The organism is Haloferula chungangensis (assembly GCF_042664875.1).
Lineage (GTDB): Bacteria > Verrucomicrobiota > Verrucomicrobiia > Verrucomicrobiales > Akkermansiaceae > Haloferula > Haloferula chungangensis.
In genome coordinates this window covers 547,385-562,363 of record NZ_JBHTBS010000001.1, presented here as the reverse complement: position 1 = coordinate 562,363, position 14,979 = coordinate 547,385, and the positions used below count along the sequence as shown (strand labels likewise).

General features: G+C 55.4%; 15 protein-coding genes. 12 read left to right on the top strand and 3 right to left on the bottom strand.

Annotation, left to right across the window (positions count from 1 at the left end):
• The first annotated feature begins 33 nt into the window (after positions 1 to 33).
• From ACFQY0_RS02245 to ligD, 5 genes are all read left to right on the top strand, one after another.
• Positions 34 to 702 carry a hypothetical protein gene (locus ACFQY0_RS02245; protein WP_379708644.1) on the top strand — a complete coding sequence of 223 codons (669 nt, stop codon included), beginning with the start codon at positions 34 to 36 and terminating at the stop codon, positions 700 to 702.
• On the top strand, positions 699 to 1,733 hold the full coding sequence (locus ACFQY0_RS02240) for a hypothetical protein (RefSeq protein WP_379708642.1): 1,035 nt from the start codon (positions 699 to 701) through the stop codon (positions 1,731 to 1,733). The genes ACFQY0_RS02245 and ACFQY0_RS02240 overlap by 4 nt, the downstream gene beginning before the upstream one ends.
• Positions 1,734 to 2,786: 1,053 nt before the next feature.
• A complete protein-coding gene (locus ACFQY0_RS02235; protein WP_379708640.1) occupies positions 2,787 to 3,302 on the top strand; it encodes a glycine zipper domain-containing protein in 516 nt (171 codons plus the stop codon).
• A 58-nt stretch (positions 3,303 to 3,360) separates the two neighbouring features.
• Positions 3,361 to 4,293, top strand: coding sequence for a non-homologous end joining protein Ku (gene ku / locus ACFQY0_RS02230; protein WP_379708637.1), 933 nt, complete (start codon positions 3,361 to 3,363; stop codon positions 4,291 to 4,293).
• Entirely contained in the window at positions 4,247 to 6,571 is a 2,325-nt protein-coding gene (ligD, locus tag ACFQY0_RS02225) for a DNA ligase D (protein WP_379708634.1), read from the top strand. Before ku ends, ligD begins: the two co-directional genes overlap by 47 nt.
• A gap of 63 nt (positions 6,572 to 6,634) precedes the next feature.
• Here ligD and ACFQY0_RS02220 read toward each other — a convergent pair whose 3' ends face one another.
• Positions 6,635 to 7,063: a YidH family protein gene (locus ACFQY0_RS02220; RefSeq protein WP_379708632.1), complete on the bottom strand. Its 429-nt coding sequence runs from the start codon at positions 7,061 to 7,063 to the stop codon at positions 6,635 to 6,637.
• Between the two features lie 118 nt (positions 7,064 to 7,181).
• The gene (locus ACFQY0_RS02215; protein WP_379708629.1) at positions 7,182 to 7,364 is read right to left on the bottom strand and encodes a DUF3008 family protein; all 183 of its coding nucleotides are present in this window, start codon (positions 7,362 to 7,364) and stop codon (positions 7,182 to 7,184) included.
• Between the two features lie 101 nt (positions 7,365 to 7,465).
• On the opposite strand from ACFQY0_RS02215, the gene ACFQY0_RS02210 reads away from it, so the two are divergent.
• Positions 7,466 to 8,284: a TIGR02587 family membrane protein gene (locus tag ACFQY0_RS02210; protein ID WP_379708627.1), complete on the top strand. Its 819-nt coding sequence runs from the start codon at positions 7,466 to 7,468 to the stop codon at positions 8,282 to 8,284.
• Positions 8,285 to 8,291: 7 nt separating this feature from the next.
• On the top strand, positions 8,292 to 8,684 hold the full coding sequence (locus ACFQY0_RS02205) for a hypothetical protein (RefSeq protein ID WP_379708625.1): 393 nt from the start codon (positions 8,292 to 8,294) through the stop codon (positions 8,682 to 8,684).
• Here the strand turns inward: ACFQY0_RS02205 and ACFQY0_RS02200 are convergent.
• Positions 8,681 to 10,483: an FAD/NAD(P)-binding protein gene (locus ACFQY0_RS02200; RefSeq protein WP_379708623.1), complete on the bottom strand. Its 1,803-nt coding sequence runs from the start codon at positions 10,481 to 10,483 to the stop codon at positions 8,681 to 8,683. The genes ACFQY0_RS02205 and ACFQY0_RS02200 overlap by 4 nt on opposite strands.
• Before the next feature lie 113 nt (positions 10,484 to 10,596).
• Between ACFQY0_RS02200 and ACFQY0_RS02195 the strand changes: the two genes are divergently transcribed.
• The 5 genes from ACFQY0_RS02195 (at position 10,597) to ACFQY0_RS02175 (ending at position 14,956) form a co-directional block, all read left to right on the top strand.
• Positions 10,597 to 11,091 carry an MOSC domain-containing protein gene (locus tag ACFQY0_RS02195; protein ID WP_379708621.1) on the top strand — a complete coding sequence of 165 codons (495 nt, stop codon included), beginning with the start codon at positions 10,597 to 10,599 and terminating at the stop codon, positions 11,089 to 11,091.
• A 139-nt stretch (positions 11,092 to 11,230) separates the two neighbouring features.
• Positions 11,231 to 11,731: a ferritin-like domain-containing protein gene (locus ACFQY0_RS02190; protein ID WP_379708619.1), complete on the top strand. Its 501-nt coding sequence runs from the start codon at positions 11,231 to 11,233 to the stop codon at positions 11,729 to 11,731.
• A gap of 119 nt (positions 11,732 to 11,850) precedes the next feature.
• Entirely contained in the window at positions 11,851 to 12,648 is a 798-nt protein-coding gene (locus tag ACFQY0_RS02185) for an SDR family oxidoreductase (protein ID WP_379708617.1), read from the top strand.
• Positions 12,645 to 13,133: a hypothetical protein gene (locus ACFQY0_RS02180; RefSeq protein ID WP_379708615.1), complete on the top strand. Its 489-nt coding sequence runs from the start codon at positions 12,645 to 12,647 to the stop codon at positions 13,131 to 13,133. The genes ACFQY0_RS02185 and ACFQY0_RS02180 overlap by 4 nt, the downstream gene beginning before the upstream one ends.
• 227 nt (positions 13,134 to 13,360) lie before the next feature.
• On the top strand, positions 13,361 to 14,956 hold the full coding sequence (locus ACFQY0_RS02175; RefSeq protein WP_379708612.1) for a glycogen synthase: 1,596 nt from the start codon (positions 13,361 to 13,363) through the stop codon (positions 14,954 to 14,956).
• Positions 14,957 to 14,979: the final 23 nt, after the last annotated feature.

Here is a 14,979-nt window from a genome sequence, read left to right as displayed (position 1 = left end):
TCACATTTGCCGATGGGTTTGCCTCCATTGTAGATGCACCAGGATTCCTTCACATTCGCACTCGACGAAAAGACCCCAGCTCAGGCTGCGATGCTTGAGCTTATCAATGCTCACTTCGTACTGACCGAACGCGAGAAGGGGGCCGAACACGGATCCGTCGAACATCAGTCACTTAGCCAGGAAATTGCTGCCTCCAAGAAGACCCTTGAGGATGAACTTCTGAAGTTCTCCGAATTTAGCGGCCACAGCAACCACGAGTGGAGCGTTTTCACGATGTATTCCGTCGTCTCATCAACCCTCGGAAATATTGAGCAGGCGATTGCCTACGAGTTCAAGGCCATCGAGAAGGCGGCGAGTGACCTCCAACGGGCGAAGAACGCGAACAACCTTTGCGAGTATTTTCGCGAGTCGGGTCTCCTTGAAGAGGCGCTCCACTGGGGCCACGCTGCGGTGGTGTGGAGTGAGTGCAAGAATAGCGGGGCCATTCTGAACTACGCGTGTTCGCTCCATGCTGCTGGCCAGCAGGAGTATGCTGACGACTTGATCCGGGAACTAAAGAATCGATCCCAGTTCGGCAGCAAAGGTGACGTCCTGACGTCTCACGTTGCCTATGAACCCTATTTTAAGCAGATGGACGACCTGCCCACAGTGAAGAAGCTGCTTCGGCTCATTTCAAAAACCCGCAACACCAACAACCAATGAAGACCATCTACGCTACCCCAAGCAATCTCAACGAGCTTTTGGAAACGCAGCGGGCCTATGCCACTTCGATTTCTCGTAAATCAGAAAAAATGGTCGATGCCGAATTCCTGCTTGAGACCGCCCGCAAACTGTTGCTCGAAGAGACGGGAAAAGGTTCTCTTCTGGTCGCCGCAATTCGAGGCACTCTGAAGCACAACAACCCGAAGAAAACGAAGGATCCAGAGTCCCACGAATATCGAATCAAGGTTCCGCGAAAGCGGGCAGATCGATTGAAGCAGCTCTCATTGCTCTTTTGCTCAAACCCCATGCCCAGTGAGGAAGTCGATAGCGCTGTGCGGTGGCTGATCGACCGGGCTGCCGTTCATCTGAAACGAGTCCCAACGGTTGGAGTCGGCAACTACGACATTTTGCTCGAAACTACGCCTTCCGAATTGTCTCTCGATGGACTCGTCGGTGATGTGGGCGCCCTCACTCATGATGCGCAGCTGCTGTCACGTCCCATGCAGATTCGAACGGCGCTCTCCAGTATTCCTCAGTCGTCAAGAATCTGGCTGATAGCGGCGTCAGTTCACAGGGGGAAGATTTCGCTCGAAGCAGCTGGAGAGTTGCTGGAAACTGAAGATGAGCACAAAGACTTCGACCAGGCCCTGAATGATTTGCGGGTCGAGGGGAATGCCCTCTGCGCTTCCACTCGGAAGAAGTTTAGCAACTCAAAGATAAAGCTGGAACAAGTCCTCAGGAGAATTGGATTCCACCTGCGTATCGTGCTCTTTGCATTGATTCTCGGGGGTATGTCAGCTGGCATCGGGATCCCTCGAGAGCAGGATCTGAGTTCACGCCCTGTACCAATGGACCTCATTGTCAGCGCAGTGGCTCCAGTTGCGCCACTGATTGCATCCAAGCAGATCCTCGATGCAGAAATTGACTCGAAGCAGCTGCACGTTGCCATTCTCGAATCCAAGCAGATCCTGGGAGCAAGACTTAATTCCAAGCAAATCTATCTAGCCGCGCTTGGTTCCAAGCAGATCTGAGCGCAAGAGTTTCGCAGCGTTCTGAATGGTCGATAGTGATGGGGATGCCCAAAATTCGGGGAATTCCGAAGATTTTGAAGCCGTGTGTTATGCGTGTGTTTTTTCGTTAGGGCGCTGGGATACTGATGTTTTATGGGGCTGGATGAGGGTTCGACTCCCCTCGCCTCCACCAGCCTTCGCCAAGGCTTCGACTGGCAAGCCAGCGGCTTGACTGACGGAGCCTTGGCGAAGGCTGCTCACTATAGTCGTCAGGCGACGAAGGGTCCGCGCCTTGCCTAGGGTGAAGGTCGTCTGATGGGTAAATTGGACATCTTCAGATTTCGGCACCAGTTGCGTGAAACTTTGCCGGAAACGATGCACATCATACGGAAGTTGAAAGACTCCGCATCCGACGCACCTGGTCGCTCTACACAAAAGCTCGCCGCACGACCTCTTTGGTCAGCCGCTGCACTTCTTCATCGAAGCAAGCCGCCAAGTCCGCCTGAACCAGGGACGAGGCTCCCTTGAAGTCGTCGCCCAAACCCGCCAATTGAAACGCAGCCATCATCGCAGGCAGGTTCTTCCGAATCGAGATCGAACGCGCACTTTCCGAAGGACCCCCATCGCGTGGCGCACTCTCAGATGGAACGGTGTCCGGGAGAACCAGCGGGACCCGGCACCCAGGCCTGTCCGCCCGGTAAGGAACCGCTCTCGGCCAAGACGACCAGCAACGTCCAATTGCGATGCCACGCTGGCTCCATCACGCCGGCTCCTTGAAACGTTCTAATCCCGCCACACCTTCTCGCGTGCCGACGCGCGAACTCGTCCGCTAATTCGTCAATCGATGCAGGACGATCGATCCACGCGGAGATGAGTCAACTCATCGCCATTTTCCCCCGTCCATTGCTGATGCATTCCGCAATTTCGGCTGATCCACATTGCAACGAATGATCGCCCCGTTGGTGGCCAAAGATCCGCGAAATGCTGCTGGGACGGGCGAAATTCATGCAGGCACTCGGATTGCTAGAACGAATGAGTTCATGCTCCGATGCGGAACACAACCAATCAAAAACCATGAAGAAAGATCACTTATCAAAACGAGATGAAGATGCCCGGAATGAAGACCCTATCACCGGCGAACCCGGTTCACATCCTGTGGGAGTGGGCGTAGGCACGGCCGGTGGTGCCGCAACCGGTGCCGCTATCGGCGCGGCGGGCGGGCCAGCAGGGGCCGCGGTGGGAGCGTTGGTCGGAGGGATTGCGGGAGCCTACACCGGAAAAGGAATCGCCGAAGAACTCGATCCCACCCTCGAGGAGGACTACTGGCGGAAAAACCACAGTTCCCAGGATTGGGCTAACGATCCGGATAATACCTACGACGACTATGAACCCGCCTACCGTTACGGTTATACCCAGGCGGCGGCACGGCGTTCGAAGTGGGATGAGAACGAATCCGAACTTGAGAAGGATTGGGATCAGTTCAAAGGAAAGTCGCGCCTCAAGTGGGAGAAGGCCAAACAAGCGACGCGGGCCAGCTGGCACCGCATCGAATCGAAACTTCCCGGCGACGCCGATGGCGACGGGATCTAGTATCTAACAAAGATGAAGGGCGCCGCAAGGTGCCCTTCATCTGCTTCCAATCATACCCATGGCTCGCGCAATTTGGAAAGGTTCGATCGCATTCGGCCTGGTCAACATTCCGGTGGCGCTGACAAGCGCTGAAAGCCGTCCGGATGTGCAGTTGCACATGGTGGACAGCTCGAACCACGCCCGCATTCGCTACGAAAGGGTGAATGCGGATACAGGCGAGGAAGTGCCATGGGACAGGATGGTCAAAGGCTACGAGCACGAAGATGGGAAGTTCATCCTCCTTTCGCCTGAGGAATTGGAATCCGTTCAACCAGAACTGACAAAGACCATCGAGATCAGCGAGTTCGTCGAGCTTTCCGAAATCGATCCCATCTTATTTGACAAGCCCTACTATCTCGAACCGGAGAAGCGGGGTCGAAAGGCCTATGCCCTCCTGCGGGAGGCTTTGAGGAAATCCGGAAAGGCGGGCATCTCGCGAGTCGTCATCCGGACCCGCGAATATTTGAGCGCGATGTTCGTCCGGGATGATGTTCTGGTATTGATGCTTCTGCGCTTTCCCCAGGAAGTGAAGGCGATCTCCACGCTTGAACTCCCCGCATCAGACGACAAGCAATGGCATGCCGCGAAGAAGGAGATGGATCTTGCCCTTCGACTCATCGACGACATGACGGAGGACTGGAATCCCGATGACATTCACGATGAATACCGGGAGTCGTTGATGGCCTTCATTGAAAAGAAAATCTCCAAAGGTGATTCCGTTTCCGACGTCAAGGACCCCGAGGAGGATGAGGACAAGGGAGCTGGTGAAAACGTGGTCAATCTGGCCGCCTACCTTGAGGAAAGCGTCAAGAAGGCGGGCAAGACGAAATCTGCAGCGAAGTCCGCAGCGAAATCGGCAAAGAAGAAGTCGACCAAGAAGTCGACCAAGAAAACCACCAGGAAGAATGCCGCGAAAAAGTCAGGAAAATCCAAGTCCAAGCGCTCGGCTTAGCAGCTATCGGAGCAAACGGAACTTTGGAAAGACCTCCGAGCCGAGCGGTGCTTCAGCATCGGGGTCGGGCAACAGTTATGTCGTTCAGGAGCACCACGCAAGATCCCATCACTACGATCTACGGCTGGAGATGGGCGGCGTTCTGGTGAGTTGGGCCGTTCCGAAGACGATCCCGGAAGAACGTTCGGAAAAGCGTCTCGCGATCCACGTCGAGGATCACCCTTTGGACTACGGCACCTTCGAAGGGGAAATCCCCAAAGGCAACTATGGTGCCGGCACCGTGACCATCTGGGACGCCGGCGAGTGGCATCCTGTGGAAAGCGACTGGGAGAAGCGCTTTGAGAAAGGAAAGCTGAAGTTTCGTCTCAGAGGAAAGAGACTTGATGGCACCTACCTCCTTGCCCGCATGGGCGAGGAGCCCAACTGGTTACTCCGGCGGCTTGCCGAGGATCGGAAGGGAGTCGCTCCCGAGACGGTAGCTCGCGAAACCGCTTCATTCGTCGAGCCCCAGCTCGCCAGAGTCGTTTCATCCGTTCCCACCGGTCAGGATTGGTGTCATGAGCTCAAGTTCGATGGCTACCGCCTGATCGCGGTCAAACACGAAGGTCGGGTGCGTCTTCTCACGCGCAACAGTCACGATTGGACAGATAAGTTCGGAAGACTGTCCGATCACCTCTCGAAAGTCTCTCAGGATGACTTTGTTCTCGACGGTGAAGCCGTGGTCTTCGACGAGCATGGAGCCACCAGCTTCGGGGGTCTTCAGGAGGCGCTGAAGGGCACGCCGGAAGAGGTGGTCTTTGTCGCTTTCGACTTGCTCCACCAGGCGGGTAGCAATCTTCGCGAGCTGCCCCTATCAGAGCGGATTCGACGTCTGGAAATCCTCATTCCCAAAGATGGCTCCTACGTAAGGCGATCACATGTCTGGCCAGGAGGTGCCGGCAAAGCGCTCTTCAAGCAGGCCGCTGATCGCGGGCTTGAGGGGATCATCAGTAAGAAGCTGAGCTCTCGCTACTCTCCAGGCAGCCGAAGGGACTGGGTGAAGTCGAAATGTCGAGCCCGACAGGAATTTGTGATCTGCGGCTACACACCGCCCAAGGGATCACGATCAGGATTTGGAGCGCTGGTGCTGGGGTCCCATGAAAATGGAAAGTTGGTGCCCCGGGGAAAAGTCGGCACCGGCTTCAGCGATCAGAAGATCCAAGAGATGATGAAACGCTTCAAGCCCCTGATCATTTCGAAGCCGCTGTTCGCCGTCGATGAAAAGGAGGTCACCTGGCTGCGCCCCGAGCTGGTCGCCGAGATTGAGTTTGCAGAAATCACGCGGGATGGATCCATCCGCCAAGGAAGCTTCATGGGAATGCGGGAAGACAAACCGGCAGAATCAATTCACCTGGAAGCGGCCGCACCGCGTATGGGCTCCGAAGTGTCCGGCATCACCATCACCCACCCCGACCGTATGGTCTTTCCGGACATGGCGATCACGAAGATCGGTGTGGCCCGTTACTACGAACAGGTCGGGGATTTGATGATGCCCTTCATCGCCCATCGCCCCCTGGCAATTCTCCGCGCTCCCGAAGGACTGAATGGGGATCAATTCTTTCAGAAAAGCTTCTCCAATCACCTGCCAAAGGGTGTCGATCAGCAAAAGCTGCCGGACGGTAATACCGTGTTCTCCATCGCGAATACTAGAGGACTAGTGTCTCTGGCTCAGTATGGAGCAATGGAGTTTCACCCCTGGGGGAGCACGATTGAGAAGCCGGATCTCGCCGAGTTCCTCACCTGGGATCTCGATCCGGACCCCGCAGTTTCCTGGAAGGAAGTTCTTGGTGCCGCCTTCCTGTTACGGGACTACCTGAATGGGCTCGGACTTTCCCCCATGGTCAAAACTTCAGGCGGCAAAGGCCTCCACCTGATGCTGCGGATCCGTCGGGTCCACGACTGGGATGTGATGAAAAAATTTGCGAAAGACGTCTCCCGGAATGTCGCAGCCATGAATCCGGGGCGCTTCGTGATCGTCTCGACCAAGGCCAAGCGGAAGGGCAAAATCTTCATCGACTGGATGCGGAACGGCAAAGGGTCAACCTGCATCGCGCCATGGTGTGTTCGCGCGCGGCGCGGAGCCAAGGTCTCCATGCCCGTCGACTGGGCTGATCTGCCCGACGTTCCTCCTCAAGGATTCTCCATGCACGAACCCGTCGTAGTTCCCGATGATTGGAAGAATCCCAAGGCGCAGTCGATCAATGCCACGATGATCGAGAAAGCCGCAAAGCGCGGTTGATTGAGTCGCCGCTCTCCGATGAAACGAGGATTTCCTCAAATCCGCCCTTCCCCTTCATAAGGATCATATCAAAAACCAGATCGAAGCGATCAACACCAGTCCGCCTACAGTGACTGAGATGGCAAGGAGAAGGAAGGTTCTGGGTGACGTCAGATTGACGTGGTTGCCGTTTCTTTCATTCAGGAGTCCGACGGCCCTGCGTTCGGCCAGCCAGATCAAGGCAATCCCCAATAGGATGAACAAGGTGGCGACACACTTGGGGACCCAAACCGGTTCGGCTCTCCGAAAAAGCGCTTGGAATCCCAGTCCCAGAGCGATCGCGGCAAATGATGCCTTGGCCCATCCGGCAAATGTTCGCTCGTTGGCGAGGAGCGTGCGGTCTTCAGCGAATGAAGTTCTTTCTTCTGCCAGGTCGCTCCGCTCCTTCGCCTTCTTTGTGCGCTTCTCGGCAAGTTTCTCTGATCTTGGTTTCTTCCGATCCGGGTCACTCATAACTGTGAAAATATTCTAACACGCTTGAACCAATGAGCGGAGGCGCGGGCCTCCTCCCCATTGCGAAATTCACGGAACCTTGTTGTGCAAGGGGCGAATTGCGACAGTTTCCGACCTTTCACTCTTTGGATTTCGGGAGATTTTTCCGCTTTGTGGAGGCCATGTCTTCGAGTTCCTCCTCACTCATTGAGTCGGCCATTTTCTTGGAGGCCCCTTTAAGTTCGGATTTGTTTGTCTCTCCACGCTTTGCGGAGAGCGCGGCTCCGGCTGCCTTCTGTTGTTTCTTCGATTTCGCTTTCATGGGATTTGATTGAGTTTCAGTTCATTCTTTTAGCCGATCACATGCCAATCATCGTAGCTGGCATTCTCTCTGCGATAGGATCCCCTTGTTCATTGCCGTCCATGGATCGAGATGCACCCCGACAGTTTCGAATCGCGCTGGGAAGAGCCGCAGGTGGTTCCATCCTCTTCAGCGTCCCAATGCTCATGACGATGGAGATGTGGTGGCTGGGATTCTATATGGATCCGCTACGGCTCCTCCTGATGCTTCTCGCTTCGATTCCCCTACTCGCCGGGCTAGCCTACTATTCCGGATTTGAAGAACGGTTGTCGTTTGTCGGTATCGCCGTGGATGCCTTTGTCGCCTATGCGGTGGGCCTCGTGACCTCAGCGGGCATCCTTGCCCTTTTTGCCATCATTACTTTCGAGATGTCAGCGATGGAGGTGATCGGGAAGATTACCTTGCAGGCAATCCCCGCAGGAATGGGTGCCGTTCTGGCCTCGAGTCAGCTTGGCGGAAACGATGAACAAAAGAGAGACGAGCGCAAAACCAGCTACTGGGGCGAACTTTTTCTCATGCTGGCGGGAGCGTTGTTCCTCTCCTTCAACATGGCACCTACGGAAGAAATGGTGGTGATTGCGCACGAGATGTCCGCCTGGCACTCCCTCATCCTGATATTGCTGACCATTGGCATCATGCACGCCTTCGTCTACAAACTCGATTTCCGCGGACAGGAGAGCCACCCGCCGTCGCATTCTTGGTGGGCCGTGTTCAGCAGGTTTACCATCGCCGGGTATGCCATCGCACTTTTCGTCAGCTACTCCTGTCTGTGGTGCTTCGGTCGGAATGACGGCAATGACGCCGCCGTCGTGATCACCCAGACGATTGTTCTTGGATTCCCCTCCGCCCTCGGTGCCGCCTCTGCGCGACTTTTACTCTAATATCCCCATGAAGAACGAAGCTCCGGAAGCCTCTGCTGAGGAAACCATCCCGGCTGCCGAATGGACGGTGGCCGCCATCGGACTGGTCCTGCTCTGCCTGTGCGTGGCATTCCTTGTCTACAAAGCGTTCTTCGTGGATGACGGGGTCCCTGAGATCGCTTTTGAAGTGGAGCGCATCGTTCCGCAGGACGAGGGTGCCCTCGTCCTCGCGAATGTCTCCAACAGTGGCGGACAAACAGTTACGGAACTTCAAATCGTGGGGTCGTCCCAACTTGAGCGCCATGAAGTAAAGGTCGATTTCCTGCCAGCTCGCTCAACGCGAAGTTTCGGCATGTTCTTCAGCCATGTCCCAGACAAGGCTTCCCTGAACTTTGTGCCCGGGGGATATCAAGAGCCCTAAGTACGGTCGCCATCGTAGGTCCTGCTAACCTCCCTCAACGACGCCTCTTCCGATTGTCCAGCGCCGATGTCATCCCTCCAGGTTCTCACGACGATTTCCGCGGTCGCATTGCATGCCTGCAGTCCGTAGGAATAAGGCCGGACTCCGGATGTGTGAGGGAAGGACAGATCGAAAATCCGAGGGTTTGCAGTGCCATCCTGTCCAATGATGTGGAAGGCGGCATCGACATCGATCCCCCCAATCCGCAGTCGCCTAACACCATCCTCCAGCAGAAGCTTCTCGTCATCGATCTCCTTCGCCTTCACGGGATTCAGGAAGTCGGCCCTGGCTTCCCTTACGGCACCCTGCTTTGCCAGAGATTGAAACGGAAAGGCATCCAAATCCATGGGCTTCTGGCCACTGCAGTCGACAAACATGCGGTATTCGATCTCCTCTTGACCGCGATCGCTCTCGACACTCACGCGGGTGGTTCCAGGCTCCCTTCCCTCACCCTCGATCTTCACCTTGCCGGTCACCAGCCTGATCTTTCCGGCATCATGAAGTCCCAACAGCATCGTAGCCGATTGAAGCGGCATCGCCGCGATGACATTCATGAGAAACGGCATCACCGATCCTTTAAGAAACACGTGGTCCTCCGCCGGGAGGAGTTCAGCATGGTAGTTCAGGCAGTACATCAGGTCGTCCAGCGTCTCCTTCCAATGGATGGGTCGGTGATTCTCGACCGAATCCCTCGCCTCTTCCAACTCCTTGCGCATGCCCTCAAACGAATCGACGTAATCATGCCGTTCGGTCATTTCATCGACAAAATCCTCGAATCCGAACGCCTCATCACGGAGGAGCCTAACAAGCTCATCCATTTCGTCCTTTTCGAAGGCATCAATGAGCGCCGGCCGACAAACGCGATCGAAGTAAGTCGCAATGCGCAGAGAGCCGTCCTGTTCCCGGAGGGATAGCATCGCGTCCCGGGAAACATGCCGGTAGATTTCCCGAAGGGGTTCCTCCTGATCCCATTGGAGGTGGGGAAGCCATCCTTCTGCGGCATGCATCACCAGCTCAAATCCTTCGGCACCTTCGTAAGCCTTGAAGATCAGGCCTCGATCCGTTGAGAGAAATTCACCATGGCGATGGGAAAGCGAGGAGATGACATCGAAGGCACTGAGTGACGCGCCCAACGTACCCACCGGATGGTTGAGAAACTCCCCCGGTGCAGGCAGGAGCTTGAAGATCGGCCATGGCGAACTGAAGAATCCCTCTTCGGCCCTGTCTTCACCCTTCCACGAGTGTCCCGTCGCAATTACGACCGTATCGTAGAGTTCGGCTCCGTCCGTGCATGTCCGGAGCCTCGTTCGACGGTTCTCCTCCTCTTCCTCGATATCGTCGACAGAGCATGAAGTCCGCACATCGACGGGAATTCCCGTATTTCGAAAGAGCTCGACAATCCTCTGGAACTGCTCGCTGAAATATTTTCCCAGCGCCAGCCTGCAATAGACCTCGGATTCGCTAATCTCCTCTTCAACAATGCCCCAGGTCTCCAACTCCGCGTGATTCCGCTTTCTTAACCACGCCACGAAGGTCTCCGGCAGCTCTGGGAGTTCCTCGGAGGAAATGTTGGCGCGGTTGTAGCGATCGGTGGTCTCGGGATGGTATGGCATCCCATACCCCGCCAGAGAGGTTTTTTCGAAAACCGTGATCGAATCGAGCGAGTGACGGAAGTCCTCCGCACTTTGGGAGAGATGATACAAAAAATAGAGAGCTGAAGGTCCACTTCCGATCACTGCCAAACTTCCGATTTCTTTCATTACTACCTATCTCGTAGCACACGCGGCCAAGGTCAATGGCAGGATGAACAAAAAGCGATGTTCGGGTTCCCGATTGATAATTGTTGGATCCATGCCAGAGGTTCCCGTTCATCATGCTGCCATCCATCCAGCCACGACTCCATCACATCTACATCTCCACAGGACACGACTACTGGGGTCGCCAGGGTGAAGGTCGGCTTCAAAATGGGATCATCGAATGTGAGGAAGTGGAATGTGTCGCAGGCATGGGCCTACGGGGAGACCGCTACTTCGGCTATCGCCCGGATTTCAAAGGACAAGTCACCTTTTTCGATCAGGAGGTGGTTGAAGCGATTCGGGAAAAGTTCAAACTCCCCAAGCTCCCCTCTTCGGTTTTCCGACGCAATCTCGTCGTGTCAGGGGCCGACCTGAAGTCATTGAAAGGGCGGAGGTTCCTATTTCAAGGCATCGAATTCGAGGGTACCCAGGAATGCAAACCCTGCCACTGGATGGACCGGGTGATCGACTCGGGAGCGGAAGAATTCCTCAAGTTGAACTTCCGCGGTGGCCTTCGTGCCAGGATCCATACCAGCGGCATGCTCCGTGTCGGGATCGGGTGTGGGCTGTGATAAATCGCACCCGACACCATGCTTTTTGCATCACCTGAAGCTTCGCCTCCTTCGAAAACCCCGCAATTCCGGGCAAACATCAGCTGGCATCCTTCATGCGAAGCACACGCCGGTTCAATACACCTCAAACCCCAAAACCATGTTGAAACTAACAGATCTGAAGAAGCTTCTTGAGCACGACATCAAGGACCTTTACAGCGCGGAAACGCAGCTCGTCAAAGCCCTCCCTAAAATGGCAAAGGCTGCAAACGCTCCGGAGTTGAAGGAAGCGTTCGAGTCCCACCTTGAAGAAACCAGAGATCACGTGGAACGACTGAGTCAGGCCGCCGAGATCCTCGGATGCAGACCTGGTGGACAGAGCTGCAAGGCGATGAAAGGTTTAATCGAGGAAGGCGAGGAAACCATCGAGGAAGAAGGCGATGCCACGATCCTCGATCTCGCATTGATCACCGCCGCTCAAAAGGTGGAGCACTACGAGATCTCAGGATACGGATCCGCCCGGAAACTCGCTGAGACCCTGAAGTTAAGTGAGGTGGTCAAGCTTCTGGACGAAACGATCGAACAGGAGGGAGCCGCTGATAAGAAGCTGACGACCATCGCGAAGTCATTGCTGAAATCAGCACCAAAGCCTCAGAACTGATCCCCAAACCCGCCCATTTCACCCACCGTCGTCCTCCTTCGATTCATTTCCGGCAGACCGGATAAGTTGAGATCGAGGACGACAAACTTTAACGAAGCTTAGGAAGCTCGAATCGACTGATGAAACGAAGCAAATTTGATATGAATGGATTTCGTGCGCTCGTCACCGGAGCGGGTTCCGGGATTGGGAGGAGCACGGCGATTTCGCTGGCGAAAGCGGGGGCAAAGGTCGCACTGCTAAGCCGATCACCCGAGGAGTTGGAAGAAGTCGCCTCACAAATGGGTGGTGAGAAGGCCGGCCACCTTATTCTCTCCGCTGACATTTCGAAGAACGATGAGATGCAGTCCGCTTTCCGTCAGATCGAGGAATCCTGGGGGCGTCTGGATCATGTCGTTGCGAACGCGGGCATCAACGGAGTGTGGGCACCGCTGAGTGAGATCAAGGTCGCCGAATGGGAGAAAACCCTCGGCATTAATCTGACGGGAACCTTCCTGACTGTTAAGCTCGCGCTACCCTTCCTTAAGAAATCCCGCGGCGCGGTGGTCATCGTTTCTTCGGTGAACGGAAACCGCATGTTCAGTAATTCGGGCGCCACCGCGTATGCCTGCTCGAAAGCCGCACAAGTTGCCTTCTCGCGGATGACCGCTTTGGAATTCGCCGAGCACGGGATCCGGGTAAATGCCGTTTGTCCGGGCGCGATCCGCACCCAGATTGACGATTCCACCGAGCTTCGTGACATTGGCGAGCTGCATCTACCCGTTGAGTTTCCGGAGGGTCAGGTGCCGCTGAATGACGGCAGGGCGGGATCATCAGAGCAGGTGGCCGATGCCATCCTCTACCTTCTATCCGATGCGGCCAGTCACGTGACCGGCACTGAGATCTATGTGGACGGTGCTCAATCTCTTTTCCAAGGATGAAAGAAGATCTTGAAATCTACCTGAATGATCATTTGGCGGGTGCGGCGGGCGGGCTCAGTTTGGTCACTCACCTGGCCGAAACGGCTACCGAAGCTATGGAACGGAGTTTCTTTGAAGATCTCAAGCGGACGATCAGTCGCGACCGGGATACCTTGATGCAGATCATTCAGGAATTGGGCTTTTCTGCGGGGGTCGTTCGCCAGGCTGTGGGTTCCGCGAGCACTCGGGCTGGGATATGGCGGATGGAGATCCACGGGATGAATATCGGGGAGCTGGGGCGCTTCGAGATGATCGAACTGCTCGCTGTCGGGATTCACGGAAAATGCCTACTATGGAAAACTCTCACCTTGCTAGCCATGCTCCGACCTGAATGGAAAAGCATGGATTTCCAAAGTCTCGTGCGAAGCGCAGAAGACCAGTCACAGCAAATTGAAGAGTATCGCAGCCGCGAAGCCATGATGCTTTTTTCCTCGGCTGATAGGTGAGCGTCTCTGGCTGCGACTTCGTCGATTAGAAGGCGTCCCGCGATGCACAATGAGTGCATTCCTGCACCCCCGTCGGGGCAAAATTCACGATTCCGGACAGGACGAAATTGGGGGCAGATCGCCTTGATGCCCAAAAACCCGCTATTTTCAGACGAAGCCGCGCACGGCTCGAATTGGAACAGCAACTGCGATGAAGTTCCATCCTCCAAAACCCGAAAAGTTGCGTAATGCCCAACGATCCACCGGATGTGAAAACCCTGATTGATAACCAACAAATCAAGATTCCCGCCAAGCGCACCAAGGATAGGCCGGGAATGATTGCCAGCGTGGGCAGTTTGCCATCTCAGAAACCTGGCTCAAAAAGGAAGCGCCTCAAAGTGCTCCTCGTCACACCGGAAATCAGCGAGAGCAGTTTCCTGGCAACGAATGGGAAGCATGCCCCGTGCGTCAAAGCGGGCGGTCTCGCGGATGTCAGCGCCCTGCTTCTCGACTCCCTTTCTGACGCTGGTGCAGACGTCCATCTGGCACTCCCGCATTTCCGCTCCCTTTTCGAGCCAGGTCCGAAAGGTCACTCCAGGCGGCTCCATCTCTGCAAGGACCGGGAGTTTTTTTACAGGAAGTCCGTCTACGACGGCTGCCAGCATTCGAATCTACGCGCGTCGCTGGCCTTCCAACGGGACGTGATCATGTATGTGATTCCAAAGATCCGCCCGGATATCGTTCACTGCCACGATTGGATGACCGGGCTCATCCCCGCTGCGGCACGCAGCATGGGCATTTCGTCGATCTTCACCATGCACAATCTTCACGATGAGACCACAACCTTGGCGGAGATTGAAGACCGGGGAATCGATTCCGCAACTTTCTGGAGCCATCTTTACTATGGCCACTACCCTCACTCATACGAGGAAACCCGAAATCATAACTCCTTGAGTATGCTGGGCTCGGGAATACTCGCCGCTGATCGAATCAACACGGTGAGTCCCAGCTTCCTGAGTGAACTGGCCGACGGCGGACATAACACGCCGTGGCAGGTCGCCGATGCGGTCAAGGGAAAGATCGGGGCGGGCCATGCCGCGGGAATCCTGAATTCGCTCCCCGATCGCTGCTCCCCCCGCAAAGACCGCTTCATCTATCGCCAATATCATGCTTCCTCCCATATCGCCGGGAAGGGCGAGAACAAGGTCGAGTTGCAACGCATTCTAGGCCTCGATCAGAACCCCGAGGCTCCCCTGCTCTTCTGGCCCTCTAGGCTCGATCCGATGCAGAAGGGTTGTCAGCTACTGGCCGAAATCCTCCAGCAAGTGGTTTCGGACTATTGGGACTCAGGACTTCAAGTGGTCTTCGTGGCAGACGGGCCATTCGCGAGACACTTCGAAAATATCATTAAGATCGGCGGACTTCATCGACGAGTTGGCATCCGAAGCTTTCATGAGCCGATCTCCTGTCTCGGGTACGCGGCTTCCGATTTCCTTCTTATGCCATCATCCTTTGAGCCATGTGGATTGGCTCAAATGATCGGTCTTCGCTATGGGAGTTTGCCAATTGCTCACCGCACCGGCGGTCTCAGGGATACCATCCAATCCTTGGACGCAACGAATCAGAAGGGCAATGGCTTCCTTTTTGAAGTTCACGACTCAGGCGGATTGCGGTGGGCCATCGATCGTGCCATGGAGTTCCACCAACTTCCTGAAGAGATCAGGTTTGCCAATCGCTGCCGAATCATGAATGAGGCCGACCAAGCATTCTCCCCGCGAAAAATGATCGCGGAATACCTGAACCTCTACCGGAGTTTGATCCCTCTCCATGCGCCGTCACGGTGAATATTTCGATCGCCCAAAAGCCA

What these genes read in the sequence shown, in the direction of transcription:
- ACFQY0_RS02185 (WP_379708617.1), top strand. Translation starts at nt 11,851, where the DNA reads ATGAAACGAAGCAAATTTGATATGAATGGATTTCGTGCGCTCGTCACC.
- ACFQY0_RS02240 (WP_379708642.1), top strand. Translation starts at nt 699, where the DNA reads ATGAAGACCATCTACGCTACCCCAAGCAATCTCAACGAGCTTTTGGAA.
- ACFQY0_RS02215 (WP_379708629.1), bottom strand. Translation starts at nt 7,364, where the DNA reads ATGAAAGCGAAATCGAAGAAACAACAGAAGGCAGCCGGAGCCGCGCTC.
- ligD (WP_379708634.1), top strand. Translation starts at nt 4,247, where the DNA reads ATGCCGCGAAAAAGTCAGGAAAATCCAAGTCCAAGCGCTCGGCTTAGC.
- ACFQY0_RS02210 (WP_379708627.1), top strand. Translation starts at nt 7,466, where the DNA reads ATGGATCGAGATGCACCCCGACAGTTTCGAATCGCGCTGGGAAGAGCC.
- ACFQY0_RS02190 (WP_379708619.1), top strand. Translation starts at nt 11,231, where the DNA reads ATGTTGAAACTAACAGATCTGAAGAAGCTTCTTGAGCACGACATCAAG.
- ACFQY0_RS02220 (WP_379708632.1), bottom strand. Translation starts at nt 7,063, where the DNA reads ATGAGTGACCCGGATCGGAAGAAACCAAGATCAGAGAAACTTGCCGAG.
- ku (WP_379708637.1), top strand. Translation starts at nt 3,361, where the DNA reads ATGGCTCGCGCAATTTGGAAAGGTTCGATCGCATTCGGCCTGGTCAAC.
- ACFQY0_RS02205 (WP_379708625.1), top strand. Translation starts at nt 8,292, where the DNA reads ATGAAGAACGAAGCTCCGGAAGCCTCTGCTGAGGAAACCATCCCGGCT.
- ACFQY0_RS02195 (WP_379708621.1), top strand. Translation starts at nt 10,597, where the DNA reads ATGCTGCCATCCATCCAGCCACGACTCCATCACATCTACATCTCCACA.
- ACFQY0_RS02245 (WP_379708644.1), top strand. Translation starts at nt 34, where the DNA reads ATGCACCAGGATTCCTTCACATTCGCACTCGACGAAAAGACCCCAGCT.
- ACFQY0_RS02180 (WP_379708615.1), top strand. Translation starts at nt 12,645, where the DNA reads ATGAAAGAAGATCTTGAAATCTACCTGAATGATCATTTGGCGGGTGCG.
- ACFQY0_RS02200 (WP_379708623.1), bottom strand. Translation starts at nt 10,483, where the DNA reads ATGAAAGAAATCGGAAGTTTGGCAGTGATCGGAAGTGGACCTTCAGCT.
- ACFQY0_RS02235 (WP_379708640.1), top strand. Translation starts at nt 2,787, where the DNA reads ATGAAGAAAGATCACTTATCAAAACGAGATGAAGATGCCCGGAATGAA.
- ACFQY0_RS02175 (WP_379708612.1), top strand. Translation starts at nt 13,361, where the DNA reads ATGCCCAACGATCCACCGGATGTGAAAACCCTGATTGATAACCAACAA.